Here is a 24,139-nt window from a genome sequence, read left to right as displayed (position 1 = left end):
TGAAAAATGAAAATTATCAGAGAGGCCGTCGCTGGAACGTTGGAGTCGAGCGACGTCATGGTGCGAATTGCGCCATTGAATCCACCCGAAATAGACCTGCAAATTCACAGCAGTGTGGATAAGCAGTTTGGTGAAGCCATTCGTTACAGCGTATTGGCGTTACTGGAACAGTATCGGGTTACCGGAGTGCAACTGATTATTGACGATAAAGGCGCACTGGATTGCGTTTTGCAGGCTCGGCTGGAGACCGCTCTACTCAGGGCCTGTGATGAAAAAATTCTGCCATGGAGAGCTTCGCTGTGAAACCTGAAATGAAAAACAGAATGCGCCGCAGCATGTTGTTTGTTCCCGGTGCCAATGCCGCAATGGTCAGTAATGCTTTTATTTATCAGGCTGATGCATTGATGTTTGATCTGGAAGACTCCGTGATCTTGCGCGAAAAAGATGCCGCTCGACGTTTGGTTTATCACGCCCTACAACATCCGCTTTATCAAGATGTAGAAACCATTGTGCGCGTCAATGCATTGGATTCAGCTTATGGCCTGGCGGATTTGGAGGCCGTGGTGCGTGGCGGGGCGGATATCGTGCGTTTACCCAAAACAGATAATGCGAAAGATGTGGAGGATATGGCGCAAGAAATCAGCCGTATCGAGGCGGAATGTGGGCGTGAGGTGGGTAGCACCGGCCTGTTAGCCGCTATTGAATCGGCGCAGGGCATTACTCAGGCTTTGGCCATTGCTCAGGCCTCTCCGCGCTTAATGGGGATCGCATTGGGGGCAGAGGATTATGTCCGCAACTTGCGTACCGAACGTTCCCCGGAGGGTATTGAACTGCTGTTTGCGCGCTGCTCAATTTTACAGGCCGCGCGCGCCGTCGGAATCCAAGCCTTCGATACCGTGTATTCCGATGCCAATAACGAAGCGGGTTTCTTGCAGGAAGCCGCCCTCATCAAGCAATTGGGATTTGATGGTAAATCACTGATCAACCCACGCCAAATCGAGCTGTTACACAACCTCTATGCCCCGACCGAAAAAGAAGTTCGCCATGCACAAGCGGTGGTTGATGCCGCCGCTGCGGCAGAGGCCGAAGGGCGAGGTGTGGTTTCCCTCAACGGCAAGATGGTGGACAGCCCAGTGATTGAACGGGCGCGGTTGGTTTTGCAACGTGCGGTCAGTGGCCTGCGTGAGGAATAACAGATGAATAGGCAACAACGAGTAGAAAGTTTACGTCATTGTCAGGATAACAGCCCGGCATATCACCTGTATCAGAATACTTCTAAAGCAAATTTACAGGCGCAGAAGCCCCGCAATATCAAGATTTGTGATTCTTTGGAAAGCACAATCCGCCGATCTGGGCTGCAAGATGGCATGACCATCTCGTTTCACCATGCTTTCCGGGCCGGCGATTTAACCTTGAATTTGGTGATGAATGCCATTGCTGCAATGGGATTCAAAAATCTGCGACTGGCCTCCAGTTCCCTCAGCGATTGCCACTCGCCCTTGGTTGAGCATATCCGTAATGGTGTGGTGAGTGAGATTTACACCTCCGGCATGCGTGGGCCATTGGCCGAGGAAGTGTCACGCGGGTTATTGGCGAAACCGGTTCAGGTCCATTCCCACGGCGGCCGCGTTAATTTAATCGAATCTGGCGAATTGACCATTGATGTCGCCTTTATTGGGGTGCCGGCTTGTGATGAGTTCGGTAATACCAATGGTTTTAGTGGTAATGCCTGCTGCGGCTCTCTGGGTTATGCCCGGGTCGATGCCGAATATGCCGATTGTGTGGTGCTGCTGACTGAAGCGCTGGTGGCCTATCCTCATCATCCGGCCAGTATCACTCAGGATCAAGTTGACCTGATTGTTCAAGTCGAGCAGGTGGGCGATGCCGACAAGATTGGTGCTGATACCACCCGTATGACCTCCAATCCCCGCGAGTTACTGATTGCCCGTCGTGCTGCCGACGTGATTGCCGGGTCGGGCTACTTTGTCGATGGTTTCTCGTTACAGACCGGCACCGGCGGGGCGTCGCTGGCAGTGACCCGTTTTCTTGAGGACAAAATGTTACGGCGCAATATTACCGCCGCTTTTGCCCTCGGCGGTATCACCTCAACCATGGTGGAATTGCACGAAAAAGGGCTAATTACCAAGCTACTGGATGTGCAAAGTTTTGACCGGCAGGCGGCTGCCTCTCTGGCGCGAAATCCACGTCATATTGAAATCAGTGCAAATCAATACGCCAACTTCAGTTCGAAAGGTGCATCTGTTGACCGGCTGGATGTGGTGGTGCTCAGTGCCTTGGAAATTGATACCGGCTTTAACGTCAATGTGCTGACCGGCTCGGACGGAGTATTGCGCGGCGCTTCTGGCGGCCATTGTGATACTGCGGTTGCTGCGCGGCTGTCAATTATTGTCGCGCCATTGGTGCGTGGACGTATTCCGACCTTGGTCAACGAAGTCACAACCTGTGTGACACCGGGTTCCAGTGTTGACATTCTCGTGACCGATCACGGGATTGCGGTCAATCCAGCGCGGCCAGAGTTAGCCGAGCGCTTGCAACAAGCCGGTTTGCCGGTGGTGACTATTGACTGGCTCTATCAGCGGGCTTTGATTCTGACCGGTGCGCCAAAGCCTATCCAATTCACTGATCGGGTAGTGGCAGTGGTGCGCTACCGCGACGGTTCGGTGATTGACGTTGTTCATCAGATACAGGAGTAGATGATGAATACTCTTTCCCCCGCATTAGCCGCCAACCGGCCCATCAGTTTACCGGAGCTGCTGACCAGCCGCGAATCCCGGCAGACCAGACAACAGCTCTGGCTGGCGCGCCATCAGGTCACGTTAATTTCACTCACGCTGGTGGCTCCGGGCGCGGTGAAAGATAACCCCTTGACTCGCAAGCTATTTACTCTGGCATGGCAAGCCATTACGACACTGAGCCAACAGCAGTGTTGGCCGGTGCTACAGCAAGAAGTTTTCCCGCTACCTACTGGCTGTGAGGGGCTGATTGCTGTCGATTTACCCGCCGAGCAAGTGAAGGATGCCGCGCTGTTACTTGAGTTAAAACACCCGCAAGGCCGGTTATGGGATATCGATGTGCTTGATGTTTCAGGACGAATTTTATCACGCCGTGATGTGGGCTTGGCACCACGCCGTTGTTTGCTGTGCCACCGCCCAGCCAATGTCTGTGCTCGGGCGCAAACCCACAGCATTGATGAATTATTGGCTCAGATGGAGTTGATGCTCAATGCCACAACTGCAACGCACTGACGACAGCGTGGCCCAACCGCCACGGGCTTGGTCTGAGCCAGCCACCACACCGGATTTTGCTCGGCAATCTGACTTTATACAACATTACGGCGCATTGGCTTACCGGGCAATGCTGGCTGAAGTCAATCTGACACCGAAACCGGGCCTGGTCGATCGGGTTAACTGCGGCGCACATCAGGATATGACGCTGCTCGATTTTTATCACAGCGCCGAGGCGATTGCGCCGTGGCTGCCACGTTTTATCGAGCACGGCATTCATCAGTGTGATTTATCCGGACCGGCGGCACTGAACAGCTTGCGGCCGCTGGGATTGGCTTGTGAACACAGCATGTTTAATGCCACTGGTGGGGTGAATACCCATAAAGGCAGTGTTTTTTCTCTGGGATTAATTTGCTGTGCACTGGGGCGGTTAACTGCCCGCGCAGAGCCGATCAGTGCGCAAGCCATTTGTCAGGAAGCGGCCACATTATGCCGTGGGCTAACTGAGCGCGAACTGCGCCAATCAAACCCACAGCAGACTGCGGGCCAGCGCCTGTTTTATCACTATGGCCTGACGGGGGCCCGTGGCGAAGCTGAATCCGGTTTCGCTACCGTGTTAACCCATGCTTTACCCGCGTACCGGCGCTTATTAGCTGACGGGGCGCAACCCGACCATGCCTTATTGCATACCTTGCTGGTTTTGATGTCCGTCAACCGCGATACCAATGTGGTTTCCCGGGGCGGAATAGCTGGGCTGCAATGGCTACAACAACAGGCGGCAGAGATTCTGTCTTCACTCTCACCGGCAGGGATGCGCGAGCCTCTCAGCCAGTGGCGGGTGCGAGTGTTTGACGCCCAATGTATCGCCCGCAACCTTAGCCCCGGCGGCAGTGCTGACCTGCTGATCCTGACCTGGTTTCTGGCGCAGTTTCCTCATCATCATCTCCCTCCTCAAAATAATAATGGTGCTATAGGAGTACCTCTATGTTGAAGTCGCAAGAGAAATTATGGAAAGCGCTCGCGCCTTTTGTGGTGTTGGCCGTTCTGCTGTTGATCCCAACCCCGGAAGGGATGCCACCCCAAGCCTGGCGCTATTTTGCGATTTTTGTCGCCATGATTGTTGGGATGATTTTAGAGCCGATTCCGGCAACGGCGATAAGCTTCATTGCCGTGACGATTTGTGTATTGAGCTCAGACTGGGTGCTATTCAGTGCCGCCGAAGTGGCCGATGCCAGCTTTAATGGCGGCAAAGAGTCACTGAAATGGGGGCTAGCTGGATTCTCCAGTACCACCGTCTGGCTGGTGTTCGGGGCATTTATCTTTGCCCTCGGCTATGAAGCGACCGGTCTGGGACGTCGCATTGCTTTGTTCATGGTGAAGTTCATGGGCAAACGCACACTGACACTGGGTTATGCCATTGTTATCATTGATATTCTGTTAGCGCCTTTTACCCCGTCAAATACTGCACGTACCGGCGGGACGGTATTCCCGGTGGTTAAAAACTTGCCGCCGCTGTTTGACTCATTCCCCAATGACCCATCATCCAGGCGCATTGGCGGCTATCTGATGTGGATGATGGTAATTGGTACCAGTATCAGCTCCTCAATGTTTGTTACCGGCGCAGCTCCTAACGTGCTGGGTATTGAGTTTGTGAGTAAAATTGCCGGTGTTCATATCGGCTGGATGCAGTGGTTCCTGGCGTTTCTGCCTGTGGGCTTAATTTTGCTGATTGTTGCACCTTGGCTCTCTTACGTGCTGTATAAACCCGGTGTAACCAAAAGTGATGAAGTAGCAGCATGGGCGCAAACAGCGCTCACCGAGATGGGTGGGCTGACTCGCAAAGAAGCTATCTTGATTGGATTAGTGCTGCTGAGCCTGTGTTTGTGGGTGTTTGGCGGCAAGTTCATTGACGCGACTGCGGTAGGTTTGCTGGCGGTATCTTTGATGCTGGCTCTGCACGTAGTGTCATGGCGAGATATCACCAAATACTCCAGTGCCTGGAACACGTTGGTCAATCTGGCGACTTTGGTGGTGATGGCGAACGGGCTGACTCGCTCCGGCTTTATTGATTGGTTTGCCACCACGATGAGCACCCATCTTGATGGTTTCTCACCGAATATGACGGTGGTGGCATTGGTGCTGGTGTTCTATTTCTCCCATTATCTGTTCGCCAGTTTGTCTGCCCATACGGCGACCATGCTGCCGGTTATTTTGGCGGTTGGTAAAGGATTGACCGGGGTGCCGATGGAGCATTTATCCATGCTGTTGGTATTGTCCATTGGGATCATGGGGGTTCTGACGCCTTATGCCACTGGCCCTGGGGTCATTATTTATGGCTGCGGTTATGTGAAATCGAAAGATTACTGGCGACTGGGTGGGATCATGGGGGTGTTCTACATTGCCATGTTACTGCTGGTGGGCTGGCCAATCATGAGCCTGTGGTATTGATTTAAACGTTTTGCTTTAATCATTATGAGGCGGGCCAGTCAGCGGCCCGCTTTCGTTAACCGCGCTATCAGCCGTTGTAAACACCAAAGACTCTTGGCAACCACAACGAAATCTCCGGAACATAAGTGACCAGCATCAACACCAGCAGCAGCGCGCCGTAAAACGGCAGCATCGCCTTCACCACTTGCTCGATTTTCTGTTTACTCACCGCACTGGCAACAAACAACACCGAACCGACCGGTGGGGTAATCAGGCCAATTCCCAGATTGATCAGCATAATCATGCCGAAGTGCACCGGATCAATACCCAATGAATTAGTTACCGGCATCAATACCGGCGTCAGGATTAAAATCAGCGGTGCCATGTCCATCAAGGTGCCAATCATCAGCAACATGATATTGATGCACATCAGAATGACGTATTTGTTATCCGAAACCGAGGTGAAGAACTCAGTGATACGTTCCGGCAATTGCATGTAAGTCATGATGGCACCAAAACTGGCGGCAAAACCAATCAAAATCATCACGATAGTGACGGTTTTTACCGTGCGGTACATCAGTTTTGGTAATTCTGACCATTTATAATCACGGTAGATAAACATGGTGACAAAAAATGACCACAAACAAGCAATTGCAGCGGATTCAGTGGCGGTAAACACCCCTGAAAGGATACCGCCCATGATGATGACTACCGTCATCAGCCCCCACAGGGTATCGAGAAAGATTTTGAGCGCCTGACGGAATGGCACTCGTTCACCTTTGGGATAACCGCGCTTATAGGCGAAGCCGACACACATGAGCATCAAGGTCAAACTGAGCAGCAAGCCCGGTAGGATCCCGGCGATAAACAGCGCAGCAATAGAGACAGTGCCGCCAGTTGCCAGTGAATAAATGACCGAGTTATGGCTAGGTGGTGTCAATATTGCCTGCACCGAACCACTCGCCGTCACGGCAGCAGCAAAATCGCGTGGATACCCTTTTTTATCCATTTCCGGGATCATTACTGAACCGATAGAGGCGGTATCTGCCACTGAGGAGCCCGAAATTGCGCCGAAGAATGTTGAGGCCACAATATTGACCAGCGATAGGCCACCACGAATAAAACCGACGAAGATATAGGCGAAATTCACTAGCCGCCGTGCAATCCCTCCTTCCGCCATAATGGCGCCCGCCAGAATAAAGAACGGGATAGCCAGTAATGAAAATTTGTTTACGCCGCTGGTGATTTGGATCATTACCGCTTCCAATGGTAAATCAATCCAAAATGCACCCGCGATGGCGCTCAGACCCACGGCATAGGCAACCGGGACACCGATAGCCAATAAAATAGCCAGAGTAAAAACTAGAATAAATGCATCCATAAGGCAAAATTCCCCAAATTATGAATTGCCAATCATGACGACCGGGCGGTGGGTCTGCGGGCCAAAAAACAGGCGCTCGAGAATAAAGCACAGGGTAATGGCAGAGCCGATAGGCAGCGGGATATAAGTTTGTCCGGCGGTCAGTAATGGGAACTCAGCCACCGGTTGTGACCAAAGTTCGCTACATAAGATGTAGCTATAAATCAGGATAAACAGGCTGATAACTATCATCAGTAAATCGACTAAGAGCAGGCAAACTTTTCTACCTGTTGCCGAAAGTCGATCGGTAACCATACTGACCGCAATATGCGAGCCCGAACGATAACTGGCGGCAGCGCCAACAAAGGTAAATGTCACCATACATAAAATAGCGACAGGTTCAGGCCAGGATAAGCCATCGTTTTGAATATAACGGGCGAATATCCCCATAGGGATAACTGCAACCATGATAATTAAAGCAATACCAGCTACCCAGATTGACAGGCGATATAAAGCATCCATCGTTGATAGATAAAAGCGAGCCATAGCGGAGACCTCAGTTTACCCTTTGTCCTTGACGCTGCAGCAGTGTTAGCTGCATTTGCTCACCCAAATCACTGACTTATATAAGCTCAATGGGATTCGCGCGTTTGCTGCCTTGCTGCGACACCAAGGATTTGGGTATATATGTCAGCGGTATTAAGGTTATTAATACCGCCAGAATAGTGTTATTCGACAGCGCTGATTTGTTTTATGAGGTCCTGATAATCTTTGCCAAACTCATCGCGTACGGGCTGGGTGGCCTTGTAATAATAATCATGGTCAATCTCGTGATATTGCACGCCACCGGCTTTCATCTTGTCATGTGATTGCTGTACGTAGGCTTGCCATAATACGCGCTGTTCAGCCTGTGCTTCTTTGGCCAGTTTTAGAATAGTTTGTTGATCTTCAGGGGATAATTTATCCCACTTGGTTTTAGAATAGAGGAACAGCTCAGGAATAATAAAATGGCCGCTCAAGGTATAGTTTTTCACCACGGGTAGATAATTATGAGCAACAAACGTTGGTTCGTTATTTTCAGTACCATCAATAACCCCGGTTTGCATGCCGCTAAACACTTCGCTCACCCCCATGCTCAGAGAATTTGCCCCCATTGCTTTTAGCGTAGCCAAGGCAATTGGGCTGCCTTGAACACGGATTTTCATACCCTTGAGATCTTCCGGCTTAATCACTGGCTGCTTGGTTATCAGATTACGGGTTCCCGCATCCATCCAGCCAAGAAACACTAATTTTGAATCTTTGTTGTTAGTGATTTTATCGCCAATTTCTTGGCCGATTTTGCCATCAAGCACTTTATGTAAGTGATCTTCATCGCGGAACATATAAGGCAGGGTAAAGACGCTGATCTCCGGTAAAATAGAGGCCACCGGTGTCATGGATACACGAATAATATCAATGGCTCCCATTTGTGCCTGTTCGATCATCTGTTTCTCATCACCCAATACCCCACCAGGGAAGGTTTTAATTTCCAAACGCCCATCAGTGGCAGTCTTAAGTTTGTCGCCCATATTTTTAACTGCGACAACATTGGGATAATCTTTGGGATGAACATCAGCAGCTTTAATTTGTTGTGCGGAGGCTATTTGGCTAAATAATATGGCAGAAATAGCCAGACACAGTGTTGGCAAAGGCTTAGGGAATTTCATTCAGTTATCTCCAGAAGTCACTATACCCTTGTTACTTGAAGCTGCGGTGCTGTTAGCTGAAACTTCAACTACCGTGGGTATAAAAATAGATAAAAAGGCATCATTTCTAATAATTGAATCGTTATATCAATGTATATAAAAGGGTTATTCCCTTATCCCCATGGCATTCAAACTAGCGGTTTATATTTGCTATTAAATTGACCATTATCACAGAAAAAGAAATGACAGGAACCGTGTTTTAATAATTGTGAAGTTGCATTTCATTTGTGGTTAAAACGCAATAAAAAGATGATTAGCTGTGGGCTTAGGGGGGCACTCAGTGAGGAATAACGTGTTGCTGCTAACGTTTTACATCAAAAGGCAGGGGTTCTGATATTGTAGCAATGCGGGTTAACCACTACTATAAAAGCCTATGAATCAATGTGATTAGGATAGCGCGTGACGTCGGTATTTATTCGTAACTTTACTTTTGCTGCACTGCCAGCCAGCGGTTTGAATGGGCAGCCACAGTTTCGCGGGCTTTTGGCTAAATGTGATTTTGATGTCAATGAATACCGGGATGAGCTATTTGCTGTGTATGGCATTACGTTTCCGGGCAATTTGCAAAAAGCGGTCGCTAAACGGCGCGCGGAATATTTGGCGGGGCGCTTTGTTGCCCGACAGGTACTCAATATGCTGGAAATCCGCGACTATCCGCTGGGCAGTGGGATAGACCGCGCGCCACAATGGCCAACCGGATTGATTGGCAGTATTAGCCATAATAATCAACGTGCTTTATGTACTGCGCAAATAATAACGCCAGTGGTTGAGTCTGAAGAGGTGAACCACAGTATTCATGGTGTTGGCTTGGATATTGAAAGTTTAATTTCTGCGGAAAGAGCCGAAAACTTGTGGCCGGGTATTCTTAGTGAAAAAGAATATCATTATTTTCAAGCAGGCCCATTGCCCTTCAATCAACTACTCACATTAGCTTTTTCAGCCAAAGAGAGCTTATTCAAAGCTGTTTTCCCTCAGTTAGGGCGCTATTTTGATTTTCTTGAAGCTCAATTGTTAAGTTATTCGCTAGATACGGGGCGTTTCGAATTACAATTATTACGCGAACTAAGTGATGATTTCCCTGAAGGGCGTCGTTTTACGGGGTGTTTTACACTCAATGACAGTGACCTTCAGACATTTATTGCCTACTAATCTTAATGTTACTGACCCTCTTAATGAGTTTTCATCTTTTTAAGTTGGAAAATTTGCTTGAGATAGACTAAATATTTAGCTACCAGCCATATTTGTTGATAGGACATCATGAAATATATAGTGCTATTGGTTTTTATCTTGTGCGTAGCCTATGTGCATTTTCGCGGGAAGGTTCGTTATAAGTTCTGGCGTCAACTTTCAGATCATTCGACATTTGTTTCGCCCATCAATGTTTTCATGTACTTATTTTCGCGGGTGCCGACAACACCCTATTTAAAACAGGATCTTTTCCCCGAGTTAGCCGTTTTGCGCGATAACTGGTTACAAATCAGGGAAGAGGGCAAAGCATTAATGGACATCCAGCAAATAAAGGCATCGGATAAATATAATGATGCCGGTTTTAACTCTTTTTTTAAAACCGGTTGGAAACGCTTTTATCTGAAATGGTATGAAGACAGTCATCCATCAGCCATGACACTGTGCCCCTATACCACCTCACTATTACGGGGGCTACCTTCAGTAAAAGCCGCCATGTTTGCGGAGTTACCGGACGGCAGCCGTTTACCTCGTCACCGTGATCCTTATGCGGGCTCTTTGCGTTATCACTTGGGCTTGATAACGCCAAATGATGATCGCTGTTTTATTGATGTAGATGGCACCACGTACAGTTGGCGTGACGGTGAGGGAATATTGTTTGATGAAACCTACATTCACTATGCTGAAAACCAGAGTGGGCAGAACCGGCTTATTTTGTTTTGCGATATTGAGCGACCAATGCGTTATCGTTGGGCGCAATGGGTTAACCATTGGCTAGGGCGTAACCTGATGACCGCGGCCACGGCCCCTAATGAAGAAGGGGACCGAACCGGTGGCGTTAATAGGGCATTTAAATATATTTATGCGGTGCGCAAAGTCGGTAAACGGCTGAAAGCTTGGAATCGCAGAATTTATTATCTGATCAAATGGCTATTATTTGGCGGGATTGCCGTATTGATTTTCTATGCATTGTAGCTTTTACGCACAGTCATTGAACCCGATAAAAAGCCCGCTTAAGTTTTCTTAAGTGGGCTTCGCTAATGAAGGCTTATGCTGTCAAGACCGCGAAAATAACCACTAAATAAAGCTATAGCGATACAGTAGTGGCGCGGCAAGAGGGGGAGTATTGCGCGGTTGTTTAATCCTGAGGGCTAGCCATACCAGCCTCTGATAGGCTCCTCCAAATTCAAACTACGCAGTAATCAAGCCCTGCAACCTAGTACAGCCTCGAAAATTACAGGTATAATCCCACAAATTATTCAATTGGTTTAGAAGCGAAGATGACAAAACTTACCTTACAAGAGCAGATGCTCAAAGCTGGACTAGTGACCAGCAAAAAAATGGCCAAAGTCCAAAGAACAGCTAAAAAATCACGAGTTCAGGCTCGTGAGGCAAGAGAGGCTGTGGAAGAAAATAAAAAAGCGCAACTTGAGCGTGATAAACAGCTAAGCGAGCAACAAAAACAAGCTGCTTTATCGAAAGAATATAAAGCTCAGGTGAAGCAGCTCATTGAAATGAATAAAATCGACATTTCAAAAGGCAATATTGGTTTTAACTTCACAGATAATAATTTAATTAAAAAAATAATGGTGGATAAGCTGACGCAAGCCCAGCTGATTAGTGGCCGCCTCGCCATTGCTCGTTTGGTTACAGATAACAGCGGTGAGAGTGAATACGCTATTATCCCGGCGAGCGTAGCCGATAAAATTGCGCAGCGAGATGCGAACAGTATTGTATTAAATAGTGCGCTTAGTCAGGAAGATCAAGATGAAGAAGATCCATATGCTGATTTTAAAGTGCCCGATGATTTGATGTGGTAATTAACGTTTGGTAGATATCTATATATGAACAGTCCCTCAGGGCTTTTCATATATATTTTATGCTCAACCTGTTCATGGAAAACATCAGCATAGTCACCCATTTGGGCTGATCACCATAGTTTAAACATAAATGGTTTAAGCATAAATGGTTCGCTTTCAGAACGGGCTGGCATTATGGGCTTTGATCCACTCTCCGCTAATGGGATGTGCAAAATGCAGCTCACTGGCGTGCAACATCAGCCGTGGAGTCCGTTCGGTACCGGGTAGCTGGCGACCGCCATACAGGTCGCACCCCCAAATAGGGTGGCCCAACTGCTGACAGTGGATGCGGAGTTGATGAGTACGTCCGGTTTCCGGGGTCAGTTGTACCCGCGTCAATGGCAGTAACGTCCCATCGTCCAACTCATGATAAAAGCGCTCAACGACCCGATAGTAGGAGCGAGCGGGCTTGCCGTGGATTGCGCAAATCGACATTAGCGGGAACAGCGCCGGATCTTTGGCAATCGCTGCGTCTATCACCCCTTCGTTGTCATCCAGATGTCCACAAAGCAGTGCGCTGTACACTTTGGTCACTGTACGCTGGCTGAATTGTTGGCAGAGGGCGGCATTTATAGCCTTATTGCGGGCAATCACCATCAGCCCCGAGGTACCGAAATCAAGGCGGTGGACCAGAGTGCAGCCAGGGAATATTTCTACCAGCCGATGATGCACCGAATCAAGATTTTGCGGATTTTTCCCCGATAGGCTGAGCAGCCCGGTGGGTTTATTGATAAGCACCAGATGATCGTCCTGATAGAGATTCTCGATCTTGTCATAGCACGGCGGGGCAATAAAGGTATCGATAATCTTGGACATAAGCGACCCGATGGAGAGTGGGAGCGGATGATAACGAATTTTAAGCCGACTGGCGAATCTGGCTATGGGTCTAATTACCTAGATTGGGTAGACCAATTATGTCTGTTTCTCACCCATAGCCTCCCAATGCCATCGTTGTGGACGGTGATGAACCAAACGTAGATTTTGGCAACTACCCAAACTCGCGCATTTTCAGTGCCAATTTATCAGTGATGGTTCACTTGATTCTGAGTCAAGCTTCGGAGATTTAGCGGTTTTCAAGCACATCGTAAATGAAAAGCGCCATCTCTTTAAGCAAAGATTTGGCTTCTTCAAGCGTTCCACTTGGAGTACCAATTGAGATTATCATCTCCTTCCTATTGATGGTTATTTCAGCATCGGATTTGTCACCGGTTGGTAGGAATGTATCAGACTGAATTTTTTCTTGCACTACACCATGCAGAATAGCGAGTTCGGGATAATCAGTAATATTTATCCAGCCATTAACGTAATAGAAAACGTTTTGACCATCAGCATCAGGGTAATAAACAAGGGATACGCCAGTGGTCCCATTACCCCAGCACTCAGGAGTCAAATGAATCGCTTTGTAATCATTAGCCCAATTATTTATGCGATGAGAGATATTTGTATCAGGTAAAACCTCGGAAAGAGTTATTTTACCTTCCTCAATCATTGCTATTTCGAATTCTTTAAGTAGATCTTTTGCCTTTAAAAGAAGGCTAAAATGTTCTTTTACAAAGGCTCGGCTTTCGCTATTCATTACCATTGTGCTATCGACTCCGCTCAGTTCGTGAAGATGATTAAGGAATTCAGTGTAAAAAACATTCCATTTACTAAATGGCACCCTTATCTGATCTTTACCCAGACGATTTCTGGCTGTGGTTATCAGATGTGAATATTTAACTAATGGCCATCTCGCGATAGGTAAAGAAAACAGGCGGTCAGGAGCGAGAATACATCGGTAAACGACTTGATCATTATCGATGAAACTATCGAGATGTGCCTCGTAGCTTTCAAAGGGGTTATTGATGGCTGAAATCGTTTTGTGTTCGATACCGATGATGAAGTCCTGATGCTTAATCAAAATATCCAGGTACTTTCCGTCCTGCGAGCGAGCCTCCCTTGATACAACCAATGAAGTGGTATCCAGCTCTTCGATATTACAATCGACATTTAGGCATTCCATCAGTGCTTTGAGTAACCATGGAGGGACGCTTTCATTACTTCCCATAAACAGGGTGAGTAAATCTGAGGTAGGGTTTTCAAGATATCCCGCGCCGCCGGACGTAAAAAAATTAATGTCTCTATTGTTATGAAGCGTGATTTTATTAAGTTTATGAAAAAAAACGTCCGTAAATTCAAACATAGTCTCGATATCCTGAACATTTTTATTAGGCATGCCACCAGATTGCAATTTTTCGCAATAGTGGCTACGGACAACCTAGACACATCGGGTGGTTGCTTTCCGTGCAACCGTCCGCTTTTCGTTGACTATCAGAAATAACTGAAAGCAAAAAGCCCGCTTAAGTTTCCTTAAGCGGGCTTTTCTAATTTGGCTCCTCTGACTGGACTCGAACCAGTGACATACGGATTAACAGTCCGCCGTTCTACCGACTGAACTACAGAGGAATCGTGTGAACGGGGCGCATGATATCTAGCATGCCGGATACTGTCAACGCTAAATTGGTGGATTTAGACTGACTGCTCAGCATCTGAACAAATACCTTATATTTTTCAAATTACACCGGTGCGGAAAATATATAAATTTACTCTCAGCGTGCTGAATCACTTAATTGATCACATTCGGCGGAGCTTGTTTTTTCCGCCTGACGGTACTTTGCAATCTATTGGGAGAGTATCTTACTTTTTATTTTTCCCAGCGTTTTAGCCTGGCAAGTGGATCTTGGCGATAGAAAGCACTGAAGTGCTGATAAACAGCAGGGAAGCGGTTTTCTAACAGTTCTGGTGCACTGAAAAAATACTCGGACAGCACCGCAAAACATTCGGCGGGGTCACTGGCGGCATACGCATCCATGCTGGCGGCTTCAATGCCGACCATATCTATCTCATCTTGAATATTGTCCATCGCCTGATGCAGGTCATATTCCCATGCGGCGACATCACGCATAGCAATCGGCGGCACTCCATTAGAATGGCCGCCATTACGCATATCAAGCTTGTGAGCGGCTTCGTGGATGACAAGATTAAAGCCGGATAAATCGAATGAATCTTGAATATCTTGCCAATTCAACACGATCGGACCTTGTTCCCAGCTCTGACCGGACTGCACGGTTTGGCCCGAATGAATTAAACCGGCATCGTCTTGCCAGTCATCATCAACCACGAAAGGGGACGGATAAATAAGCACTTCATGAAAGCCATCTAACCATTTAGCACCCAATTCCATTACGGGCAGTGCAAATAACAGCATCAAGCGAGCCTGCATTAATGGAGTCAATACCAAGCCTTGTAGCGGGACTAAACGTTTCTGTTGCAGCAAATGACTTGCAACAGAGACCAGCCGCTGCTGCTCCTGCTCATCCAAAGGTGCTAGCAAGGGAATACTCAGTGCTTCACGCCACTGTGCAAGCATCTCCGCTTGCGGTTGGTTTGCTTTCCACAGCCACTTAATCATCAGGTTGCTCACAAAGTGATAATTCGAACGTCTAAAGCAGGGAGGTGTTGTTGTAAACATGCCGTAAAAAGGGGCATGAACGCAACCGTTTCATGGGGTGATACCCCAGCGGTTGAAAGGACCGTCTCGAAAATTGTTGAAAAGAAAACCTTTCAGGGAGAAGAAATCCCTCTCGCTCTTTCATTATTCAAGCACTTATAGAAAAAAAATTCAGCGATCCTTATCACACTAAGCCTGTTAATTGGGGTGATAAATAATACGCTGCGCCAGCACATGGCTTTCTGATATTAGGTATATATTTAATGATAAGGGCAGGGATTTCTTATTACTTGCCTAATAGACGGGAGAAGACTATCCGCGGATTAACCGGTTCAATTGCGATCTTGGTGGCAGTATTCATGCCAGCGACTGTTGCGCATGCCACGACGGGCCATCCTGATCCTATTATGGTAGCTCAACACCATTTTGAGCAGCTTGAATCCTACCAACTCAGAATCCACTCCCAATCTGCCCTAGGCGATTCTACGATCATTCGTTACAGCTATCATAAGCCCGGCTATGTCCGCATGGATTTTGTCGAACCACACAGTGGTGCGGCATTAGTCTATAGCCCGGTTAGTGGCAAAGTTCGATTATGGCCATTCGGAATGGGAATGCTACCGGTCCTGAGCCTGCTGCCGACCAATAGTTTGATTCGCGATAAAAGTGGTCATCGGGTGGATCAATCCGATATCGGCGTTTTGCTCGGTAATATCCAACGTCTGCAACAAGGCGGGAAGACGGTGGTGGTTGGTGAGGAAAAGTTAGGGCAGCAACCAGTATTACATATGTCGATAACTGGCCCGGCGGGTATCAGTGTTGATAACGTCCATCGCTATGATATTTGGCTGGAGAATGACCAGAATTTCCCTGTGAAAGTAATGAGTTATGATGCCAGCGAGCAACTGCTGGAAACAGTTGTTATGGATGCCATGGTGGTTAATTTGCACTTTCCCGCCCATTTCTTTATTCCTTGATACGGAGTTGAACGATATGGCTGAGTATCGGTTTACTACCCTCTGGCGCGTCAAGGCACCATTACAGATTGTATGGGATATCCTTGCTCATCCTGATATGTGGCCAAATTGGTGGAAAAGTCTGGAGCAGGTTGTTGAGATAGAAAAAGGGGATGTCCGAGGCATTGGTGCTTTGCATCGCTATACCTGGAAAGGCGCACTCCCATACCGAATAACGTTTGATATTCATGTGATTACTATCAAACCCCTACATTTACTTGAGGGTATAGCCAGTGGTGAAGTTGAAGGGATTGGGTTGTGGTCATTATTCTATGATGGGACGGATACTATCGTTCGTTACGACTGGCAAATTCGCACGAATACGCGCTGGATGAACTATTTGGCACCCATTGCGGCACCACTATTTCGTTGGAACCACCATAGCGTAATGCGCGAAGGTGCTAAAGGGTTGGCGCGAAAATTAGGCACTAAAGTTGATATTGGCTGACGTTGCCCCTCTACATTTCGGATAACAGAGTAAATAACCGGCAGTAATACAACATTGCATTGAGACCGTTTATAACCACAAAAATAAAGGGTGTTATTTTAAAAACGTAGAAATATAATTTTACCAGAAAGAATATTTTTATAACCACAAAGTGGTAGGGGGTTTATATGTATTCCATTTAAATAAAACTAGCCATTTTAAATGATAAAATAAATATCTTAGCATCGTCAAAATTAACTAATTAATGCATTGATTTAATTGCGCTTTATTTTTTAGTAAAATTTATTTTACGATTTATTTGTGGGTTTAAATGCAAGTACCAGGTGTTTTATCTCGAAAAATAAATGAAATCCAGCATGACTGGAAATAATCCTGTAAGACAATTCCTACAATAAGTCGGCCTGCAGTCTGATGTACAAGGAATGTCTTAAAACGTTTAATGGCAGCATAAATTTTGAGTTCACATTTTGATTTGGGTCAACCAAATACAAAACGAATTCAATTCCCAGGCACTAGGCCTATTAAAGTTTGGGTATCGCGACGCGATAAACATTATATATCAGGACTATTTAAATGAAAAAGCAACTGGCTAAAATTACTGTACTGTCTTCTTTAATTTTTGGTATTAACGCTGCCAATGCAGAGGCGCCAACTGCAGAATTAAAAGTGGTAGGTACTTTGACGGTGCCAAGCTGCACTATTGTTGCTCCGGATGACGGTGTTTATGACTTTGGTCATCTCTCTTCATCTTTAGTTAAATCCGGTGTTGCAACAACACCTCTGACGCCGATCACTAAAACCTGGACGGTAAACTGTGACGCTGAGACTTACCTGAACTTTACACCAATTGATAACCGCACTGCTTCAGCGAGTCTTGCTGCAACGACTAACTTCGGTATGGGTAACGTGAATGGTACCGGCAAGCTCGGTTACTACACTGCACAAATGAAGAACGGCACTGTTGATGGCAAAACATCTAACGTGTTCTCTTCTGCGACCACGACCTTCCCTGTTGCTACCACTGCCAATCTGACCACTGGTATGCGTACTGGTTGGTCATCTGCGGTTAACACCCAGACCACCGGTAAAGTGTTCACTGCTGATATTACGGTTAGCCCGATCCTGGCAGGTACCACCACGATGGGTGGCCCGATCACTGATGATGCAGAGATCGACGGCTCAATGACGATGAATTTCGCATTCGGTATCTAACTTCCGTGTTCGTTAATTCATAAAGTAAGGGCAGAGTTTTATATCTGCCCTTTATTTTAACGTTAATAATATTTATGGATAACTGCTAGCGATGTTTTTATATCGGGAGTTACTTTCATTTTATGAAAACGCATATTTCTAAATTAACTGTTCTGGCTTCTTTAATTCTATCTGTAGCGTCGCAAGCGGCGACACCAACAACAGAATTGAAAGTTAAAGGAAAAATTGGGGTTCCAAGTTGTACCGTCATTGCTCCCAATAACGGTGTTTATGATATGGGACGTTTGTCTGCTACTAATGTAAAAGCTGGGACGACCGTAACTGCGCTGCCAGAAATGAAAAAAAACTGGACTATCACTTGTGATTCAACGACATATTTAAGTTTGAGTAGTGTTGATAACCGCTTAGCTTCTGTCAGTGATGCTACATCAACTCGAAATTATGGATTGGGTAACATTAATCGTACCGGTAAAATTGGTTTCTACACAGTAATATTAAGTAATGCTAGCGTCGATGGCACCAGCACTTCTATGTATTATCGAGTGGGAACTGGGGCTGCCACATTAGGCACAAGTTTATATTTAGTTAATGGTTATACCTATGGTTGGTCAAACTCAACTTCGACTGCTAATTTTGGTAAGACGTTTAGCGCTGATATTGCTGTTACACCAACATTAGCAGGAACCTCTACTATGAATGGCCCAATTACTGAAGATTCTAATATTGATGGGTCACTGACTATGAACTTTTCTTTTGGTATTTAATTAAATAATTTCATATGTCAAAGGCTATTTTAAATAGCCTTCTTACGTTCTTTATTTTTTGAACAAAAATCGATCTGTACTCAGATTAAAAACTTTCGGGAGACCACATGTTTATCTGCCGTTTCCCGCGTCCATTCACCGCACTTCTTTTTTCTTTTTTTCCTCTAGCGGCTTTTTCCGCGACCAAAGGGGATGCAGTGGAGTTCGACATAAAAACATTGGAGGGCTTGGGTTTCTCGGCAGAATTAGCTAATTTTTTTAGCACACAGGATAAATTCTTACCGGGTGAGCATGATGTCACCATCATTATTAATGCCAATAAAACCTACCGTGTTGAAGCGACATTCGATAGTGAAGGGCAACTGTGCGCAGACCGAAAGCTATTGATGGCATTAAAGTTACGTCATAAAAACAGCGGAGACAGCTGCGAGAATATTGAATCTTTGTGGCCGGGGGTTGCGGTAAAGCTATTTCCCGGCCAATTTCGGGTTGAGTTGACATTACCGCAAGAGGCATTTGATCCTGAAATGGACAGCAGTGACTACCAGCGAGGTGGTCATGCATTGCTACTTAATTATAATTTATTCGGGCAGCGGATCGAAAATAACAGCGATAACCTTAATTTATTTCAGGGGCAATTCGAGCCGGGCATTAATTTTAATAACTGGGTGCTACGTAACCGTGGCTCTTATACCTATAACCAAGGTCTTAGCCACTATGACAATCAGGAAACCTATGCGCTACGCGCCGTGGAATCGTTAAAGTCAGTGGTGCAACTAGGTGAGTTTGGTCTGGTTGGCGATACTTATTCTGGCCTACCAGTAGCAGGGGCTCAGTTATATTCCGATAATGCCCAACTGAATAATTCGCAGTTAGTGGTTCCCATTGAAGGGATTGCCAACACCAATGCCACAATTGAAATTCGTCAGCGTGGCCGTGTTATTTATCGAACGGTTGTAGCGCCAGGGCCATTCTCGTTATCCAATATCAGTAACTTTTCTAGCGGTGTAGTCACAGATGTTGATGTCATTGAAGAGGACGGGAGTCGGCAACATTTTACGGTATCAAATGCTCTTGACCCTAATTTTGAGCAGCAAGCCACTACATACCAACTGGCTGTGGGCCGTTATCGCGACAATTTGCATGACAGTGAAAGCCAATCGCCACTCTTGGTTTCGGGCGAGATGTCTTTCAGCCCGGCGAATTCATTGCGCATGACATCTGCCGGGTTAGTTTCCCCTGATTATCAAAATATCAGTGTGCAAAATCTTTATAGCGGGTTAGAGAATGCCTGGTTTTCAGCGGCAGCCAGTTATACCAATACCAAAGATGCAGGACAGGGATACCAATTAACCTTGCAAAATCAGGTCGCAATTAACGGTAATCTGAGTGCGTCACTGTCTACAGTATATGACTCAGCTAATTACTGGTCACCGGATAATGCCCTAAGCGGTGGCAATAATCTGGATGACCTGATGTATGGAAAACTGAAGAATTCCACCTCGGCGGCAGTGACTTGGGCACACCCACGTTGGGGCGCATTTTCCTATGTTTTGTCTAATAATATGTATTATCAAGCGGCTGACAGTGTTTCCCATACTTTCTCAGCTAGCGAGCAATTTGGTCGGGTGACAACGACGTTGAGTTTTCAATCAACTTCGCAGGGGCAGAATGCGGTTTATGTCGGTATCAGTATGCCGTTGGGTAAAGGCTCACTTACGGGGCGGATGCAACGTAACAACGGCAATATGACCTTAGGTAGCTCCTATCAAGGTACTTGGGATGATAATAAAGGGTACTCGGTCGGGGTAACGGGCAGCAATAGTCAGCGGCGTGTTAATGGATCACTGAATATGAAAACGGCCTATTCGCAATTGGCTGGTGGGGTATCTCAGGCGACAAATAATAGTCGTTCGGCCTATATTTCGTCTAGTGGTTCAGTGGCTTATGCGAATAACACCTTTGCGACATCCTCCTCGGCTATTGGTGATACTTTTGCGGTAGTGAATATACCGAGCCAATCCAATTTACGCGTATCGTCGCCGAGTAGTGGAATGGCAATTACTGATTATGCCGGGACAGCATTGCTGCCATCAGTGATGCCTTATACTTTATCAAAGGCACAAATAAGCACTAAAACATTGCCACTTAATATTCGTCTTAATAGTACCAGTGCAGATTTGATGATGACCCGTGGCACTGTAGCCACCCGTAACTTTGAGGCGATAGAAACGCGCCAATTGCTGCTAACCATTCGCGATAGCAATAATGAAATGTTGCCAGTAGGGGCTAACGTGCTGGATGAAAAAGGTAATTTTCTGGGCACAATTATTGGTGATGGCAACTTTATGTTGGAAAACAAAGCAATTGGTACAACGTTACGTGTTAAAGCAACCAACCGCAGTGAATGTATCGTGAGTTATGCTGAGCCGGATAAATTTGATCCAGATACATTGTATGAAGTAGCCGAAGGCACATGCCATTGATACTAAAAGTGGCGATGAAAACAGAGACTCAACAATATTTTTTAGACATAGGATCTATTATGAACAATACGATGATTAATACAGTGACAGCATTTCACCCTATTTGGGGTCGCATTAAATTCAATCGCGTTAAATCGCTTTTCATTTTTAGCTTACTGCTGTTATTGAGTGGTTGGAGCCTGACAACTTATGCTTCGTTTAAATTAGAGAGCACGACGGTCATTTTAAAAGAGAGTGAGGGCCGCGCGAGTTTTACTATCGATAATACCTCAGCAAACCCAATATTACTGGTAACTAAACTGGTTGATTTGGATGGTAAAAGCCTCAGTAAGCAGATTTTGATTTCACCTCCGGTGACTCGCATTGACGCAGGGCAAAGTCAGCAAGTTAACTTTGTATTGAAGAAAGGCACGGTACTCGATACTGAAGTATTGTTAAAAGCCTCATTTGAAGGTGTTGAGCAGGTACCGGGTAATGCGACAGTAATGCCAATTCGTCAGGAAATCGGGTTTTTTATCCAGCCAAATGCGGTGCCACAAATTAAAACACCATGGCAAGAATTGGTTTTCTCTACCTCTGGTAATAACTTAATTATTAAGAACCCAAGCAAGCATGTAGTTCGCCTAGGCCCACAGGTGATTCTGGCCCCAAGCAATGAAGTTGTTGCGTTGGGTAACCCATATATTATGCCTGGTGCTAGTAAGCAATTCCCCATTAAGTCATCACCAACATCAGTAAAAATGACACCTCTGAGCCGTTATGGTTTTGCACAAGCGGAAGTTGCAATTCCTGTCACTCATTAATATCAAATAATCATGAATATTAAACACGGCCAGTAATGGCCGTCCGTTCGATATGAGTTATATAGTTCTAAATTGGCAATATGAATTGATAATCATTCTTCTTTAAGTGCTAATAAACATGGTGGTTATTGTTGTTTTTTATAATGACAGCTGTTAATCGTCATGCGTTTTTGCCAAAAAATAAAATATTTTCACTTTTATAACGTAAATAATGTGTAAACGTCATTTTTGGACAAATTTACGTTGTGCTTTTTTGTGATGCAGATCACATAGTGACTGTTTTTTAGCAGTTTTTCCTGTTGCCGATACAAGAAAATTCCTAGAGCCCTGTTTTGTATTGTTTTTTTATTTCATGTTTTTTCGATACTTATAATTTGTGACAGATTAAATATTTTATTTATTATCTCGGTTGTGGGATTTTTCCTACAAGTGAAAAGATATATCACACAGTTTGATTCAGCTTTCTTTTATTCATATTTAATCATTCTTATTATTTAACAAAATATTGATGATCCTGCATTTTTGGCCTAATTGACAATATTTTAAATGATGGAATAATAGACACAACGAAATCGGACTTCACTGATTCAGGATATAAATCCTAATTAAACTTATTGGTCTAAACATATTTAAAATCACGGGGAAATAAACATGAAAATTAAAACTACTAGCGCATTAATTGCGGCTATAGCGGGTGTATTTATCGCACAATCTGCTTTTGCTACAGACGGTACTATTACTATTAATGGTCAAATTACTGATACCACTTGCGGAGTTTCAGTAAACAATGGCACCAAAGATGGCACAGTAAACTTACCGACTATCTCTGCAAGTGCATTGAGCACTATTAACTCGGTTGCCGGCACAACACCTTTCAATATCGTCTTGTCTGGTTGTACTGGGGCTTCAATGACCAATGCTTATGCTTACTTTGAGCCGGGCTCTACGGTAGAGACTGCAACTGGCCGTTTGAACAGTAATGGCACATCGACGGGTGTTCAGGTTCGCCTGTTAAATAAAAACAGCGCACCCATTGTTGTGGGTGGTGCAGGCCAGAGTAGTGTAGTTGAAGATATTGGTGGCGGTGGCGCGACATTAACTTACTATGCACAGTATTATGCAAACAATGTCACTGTTGAACCTGGCACAGTAACGACGCAAGTTGACTATACTATTGTTTATGACTAATTAATGCTTGTGATATAGCGGGGTTGATAATGGGGACTTGTTAATTACCCACGTGATCAGCTACAACATGGGAGCTTAATGCTCCCTGTTTCGTTCGCTCTATAATTGGAAACCTTATGCGTAAAACATTCTTTATAGCATTTACCCTGGCCACATTATTAGTTGCTGCGACAGTTGCTCGCGCTGAAGTGATGATTTCGGGGACACGTGTAATTTACAATGAAAAACAACGTGAGGGTGTCGTTAAGGTTTCCAATACCGGGAATATGCCGGTTCTTCTTCAAGCCTGGATTGATAACGGTAATGCGAATGCGCGTCCGGATACTATCAAGGTGCCTTTTAGTGTTACGCCACCGGTAATACGTTTAGATCCGAAGAGAGATCAAACTATCCGGCTGTTTCGTACCGGCAGTGGCTTAGCCACAGATCGTGAAACCCTTTTTTGGTTCAATTTATTAGAAATCCCGCCTAAGCCAACAAAAAGTGCCACCGGTGAAGATAACAAACTGCAATTGGCTTTCCGTACCAGAATTAAAATGTTCTACCGGCCGGCAGAATTAGTAATGCCGTCAGAGCAAGCAATGAAACATTTGACCTTCTCTAAGAAAGGTAACCAATTGGTAATAAAAAATGCGTCGCCGTATTACATTACCTTTAGAAAAATTGAACTTCGCGCATCAAAAGAAAGCCCGATTTTGGCTAACATGAGTAAGATAAATAATAAAATGGTGGCACCTTTTGCTGAGCTTAGTTTGCCGGTCACTACTCAAGGGTCAATTAATAATACAACGCAAGTATTTTATTCTATTATCAACGACCAAGGTGGAGAGACTCAGGGCACTCAAAAACTGGAACAATAAAATTATAAAACATAAATAAAATTAATTTGTCTCTTTCTGCCATTTTTATGG

At 45.7% G+C, this 24,139-nt stretch carries 23 protein-coding genes and 1 tRNA gene; 17 read left to right on the top strand and 7 right to left on the bottom strand.

The annotated features are described in order from the left end of the window. The first annotated feature begins 6 nt into the window (after window positions 1-6). The 6 genes from citD to FTA96_RS07695 are packed head-to-tail and all read left to right on the top strand — an operon-like array spanning window position 7 to window position 5,693. The gene (gene citD / locus FTA96_RS07720; protein WP_050111051.1) at window positions 7-303 is read left to right on the top strand and encodes a citrate lyase acyl carrier protein; all 297 of its coding nucleotides are present in this window, start codon (window positions 7-9) and stop codon (window positions 301-303) included. Between the two features lie 8 nt (window positions 304-311). Then, complete coding sequence (locus FTA96_RS07715; protein ID WP_230676849.1) at window positions 312-1,193, top strand: aldolase/citrate lyase family protein; 882 nt, start codon at window positions 312-314, stop codon at window positions 1,191-1,193. 3 nt (window positions 1,194-1,196) lie between these two features. Further along, window positions 1,197-2,714 carry a citrate lyase subunit alpha gene (gene citF / locus FTA96_RS07710; RefSeq protein WP_050111053.1) on the top strand — a complete coding sequence of 506 codons (1,518 nt, stop codon included), beginning with the start codon at window positions 1,197-1,199 and terminating at the stop codon, window positions 2,712-2,714. A gap of 3 nt (window positions 2,715-2,717) precedes the next feature. Continuing rightward, complete coding sequence (gene citX / locus FTA96_RS07705; protein ID WP_050111054.1) at window positions 2,718-3,266, top strand: citrate lyase holo-[acyl-carrier protein] synthase; 549 nt, start codon at window positions 2,718-2,720, stop codon at window positions 3,264-3,266. Beyond that, the gene (gene citG / locus FTA96_RS07700) at window positions 3,244-4,236 is read left to right on the top strand and encodes a triphosphoribosyl-dephospho-CoA synthase CitG (protein WP_261172625.1); all 993 of its coding nucleotides are present in this window, start codon (window positions 3,244-3,246) and stop codon (window positions 4,234-4,236) included. The genes citX and citG overlap by 23 nt, the downstream gene beginning before the upstream one ends. After that, the gene (locus tag FTA96_RS07695) at window positions 4,230-5,693 is read left to right on the top strand and encodes an anion permease (protein ID WP_050111055.1); all 1,464 of its coding nucleotides are present in this window, start codon (window positions 4,230-4,232) and stop codon (window positions 5,691-5,693) included. Before citG ends, FTA96_RS07695 begins: the two co-directional genes overlap by 7 nt. 67 nt (window positions 5,694-5,760) lie before the next feature. Here FTA96_RS07695 and FTA96_RS07690 read toward each other — a convergent pair whose 3' ends face one another. The 3 genes from FTA96_RS07690 to FTA96_RS07680 all read right to left on the bottom strand — a co-directional run bounded on the left by FTA96_RS07690 (window position 5,761) and on the right by FTA96_RS07680 (window position 8,738). Beyond that, window positions 5,761-7,053, bottom strand: a complete 1,293-nt coding sequence (locus tag FTA96_RS07690; RefSeq protein WP_050134699.1) for a TRAP transporter large permease — start codon at window positions 7,051-7,053, stop codon at window positions 5,761-5,763. An 18-nt stretch (window positions 7,054-7,071) separates the two neighbouring features. Beyond that, window positions 7,072-7,578 (bottom strand): TRAP transporter small permease, encoded by a 507-nt coding sequence (locus tag FTA96_RS07685; RefSeq protein ID WP_145573531.1) that lies wholly within the window; start codon window positions 7,576-7,578, stop codon window positions 7,072-7,074. A gap of 182 nt (window positions 7,579-7,760) precedes the next feature. Further along, window positions 7,761-8,738: a TRAP transporter substrate-binding protein gene (locus tag FTA96_RS07680; protein ID WP_050111058.1), complete on the bottom strand. Its 978-nt coding sequence runs from the start codon at window positions 8,736-8,738 to the stop codon at window positions 7,761-7,763. 438 nt (window positions 8,739-9,176) lie between these two features. Between FTA96_RS07680 and FTA96_RS07675 the strand changes: the two genes are divergently transcribed. The 3 genes from FTA96_RS07675 (at window position 9,177) to FTA96_RS07665 (ending at window position 11,782) form a co-directional block, all read left to right on the top strand. Continuing rightward, window positions 9,177-9,926, top strand: coding sequence for a 4'-phosphopantetheinyl transferase family protein (locus FTA96_RS07675; RefSeq protein ID WP_145573529.1), 750 nt, complete (start codon window positions 9,177-9,179; stop codon window positions 9,924-9,926). Between the two features lie 108 nt (window positions 9,927-10,034). Beyond that, window positions 10,035-10,937, top strand: coding sequence for a lipid A hydroxylase LpxO (gene lpxO, locus FTA96_RS07670; RefSeq protein WP_050111060.1), 903 nt, complete (start codon window positions 10,035-10,037; stop codon window positions 10,935-10,937). Window positions 10,938-11,242: 305 nt separating this feature from the next. Beyond that, window positions 11,243-11,782 (top strand): DUF2058 domain-containing protein, encoded by a 540-nt coding sequence (locus FTA96_RS07665; protein WP_050152526.1) that lies wholly within the window; start codon window positions 11,243-11,245, stop codon window positions 11,780-11,782. A 156-nt stretch (window positions 11,783-11,938) separates the two neighbouring features. Here the strand turns inward: FTA96_RS07665 and FTA96_RS07660 are convergent, their stop codons facing one another. From FTA96_RS07660 to mtfA, 4 genes are all read right to left on the bottom strand, one after another. Further along, complete coding sequence (locus FTA96_RS07660; RefSeq protein WP_050111062.1) at window positions 11,939-12,637, bottom strand: RluA family pseudouridine synthase; 699 nt, start codon at window positions 12,635-12,637, stop codon at window positions 11,939-11,941. Between the two features lie 247 nt (window positions 12,638-12,884). Continuing rightward, window positions 12,885-14,003: a PD-(D/E)XK nuclease family protein gene (locus FTA96_RS07655; RefSeq protein ID WP_186372861.1), complete on the bottom strand. Its 1,119-nt coding sequence runs from the start codon at window positions 14,001-14,003 to the stop codon at window positions 12,885-12,887. A gap of 187 nt (window positions 14,004-14,190) precedes the next feature. Next, window positions 14,191-14,266, bottom strand: a tRNA-Asn gene (locus FTA96_RS07650). Between the two features lie 238 nt (window positions 14,267-14,504). Beyond that, the gene (mtfA, locus tag FTA96_RS07645; RefSeq protein ID WP_050121910.1) at window positions 14,505-15,272 is read right to left on the bottom strand and encodes a DgsA anti-repressor MtfA; all 768 of its coding nucleotides are present in this window, start codon (window positions 15,270-15,272) and stop codon (window positions 14,505-14,507) included. Between the two features lie 398 nt (window positions 15,273-15,670). Here mtfA and FTA96_RS07640 point away from each other — a divergent pair, with 398 nt between their 5' ends. From FTA96_RS07640 to FTA96_RS07605, 8 genes are all read left to right on the top strand, one after another. Then, window positions 15,671-16,288 carry a DUF1571 domain-containing protein gene (locus FTA96_RS07640; RefSeq protein ID WP_145573648.1) on the top strand — a complete coding sequence of 206 codons (618 nt, stop codon included), beginning with the start codon at window positions 15,671-15,673 and terminating at the stop codon, window positions 16,286-16,288. Window positions 16,289-16,304: 16 nt separating this feature from the next. Then, window positions 16,305-16,775, top strand: coding sequence for an SRPBCC family protein (locus FTA96_RS07635; protein ID WP_145573525.1), 471 nt, complete (start codon window positions 16,305-16,307; stop codon window positions 16,773-16,775). A 573-nt stretch (window positions 16,776-17,348) separates the two neighbouring features. Next, window positions 17,349-17,987 (top strand): DUF1120 domain-containing protein, encoded by a 639-nt coding sequence (locus FTA96_RS07630; RefSeq protein WP_050151333.1) that lies wholly within the window; start codon window positions 17,349-17,351, stop codon window positions 17,985-17,987. A gap of 122 nt (window positions 17,988-18,109) precedes the next feature. After that, complete coding sequence (locus FTA96_RS07625; protein ID WP_050145271.1) at window positions 18,110-18,751, top strand: DUF1120 domain-containing protein; 642 nt, start codon at window positions 18,110-18,112, stop codon at window positions 18,749-18,751. 107 nt (window positions 18,752-18,858) lie between these two features. Further along, a complete protein-coding gene (locus FTA96_RS07620; protein ID WP_050106737.1) occupies window positions 18,859-21,237 on the top strand; it encodes a fimbria/pilus outer membrane usher protein in 2,379 nt (792 codons plus the stop codon). A gap of 59 nt (window positions 21,238-21,296) precedes the next feature. Further along, window positions 21,297-22,040 carry a fimbria/pilus chaperone family protein gene (locus FTA96_RS07615; protein ID WP_375541920.1) on the top strand — a complete coding sequence of 248 codons (744 nt, stop codon included), beginning with the start codon at window positions 21,297-21,299 and terminating at the stop codon, window positions 22,038-22,040. A 651-nt stretch (window positions 22,041-22,691) separates the two neighbouring features. Continuing rightward, complete coding sequence (locus tag FTA96_RS07610; RefSeq protein WP_050106736.1) at window positions 22,692-23,228, top strand: fimbrial protein; 537 nt, start codon at window positions 22,692-22,694, stop codon at window positions 23,226-23,228. Window positions 23,229-23,344: 116 nt separating this feature from the next. After that, window positions 23,345-24,088 (top strand): fimbrial biogenesis chaperone, encoded by a 744-nt coding sequence (locus FTA96_RS07605; RefSeq protein ID WP_050106735.1) that lies wholly within the window; start codon window positions 23,345-23,347, stop codon window positions 24,086-24,088. Window positions 24,089-24,139 lie beyond the last annotated feature (51 nt).

Source organism: Yersinia alsatica (assembly GCF_902170305.1).
Taxonomy (GTDB): Bacteria; Pseudomonadota; Gammaproteobacteria; order Enterobacterales; family Enterobacteriaceae; genus Yersinia; species Yersinia alsatica.
Note: the sequence above shows the minus strand (reverse complement) of the source record. Positions and strands in the feature narration are given on the sequence as shown.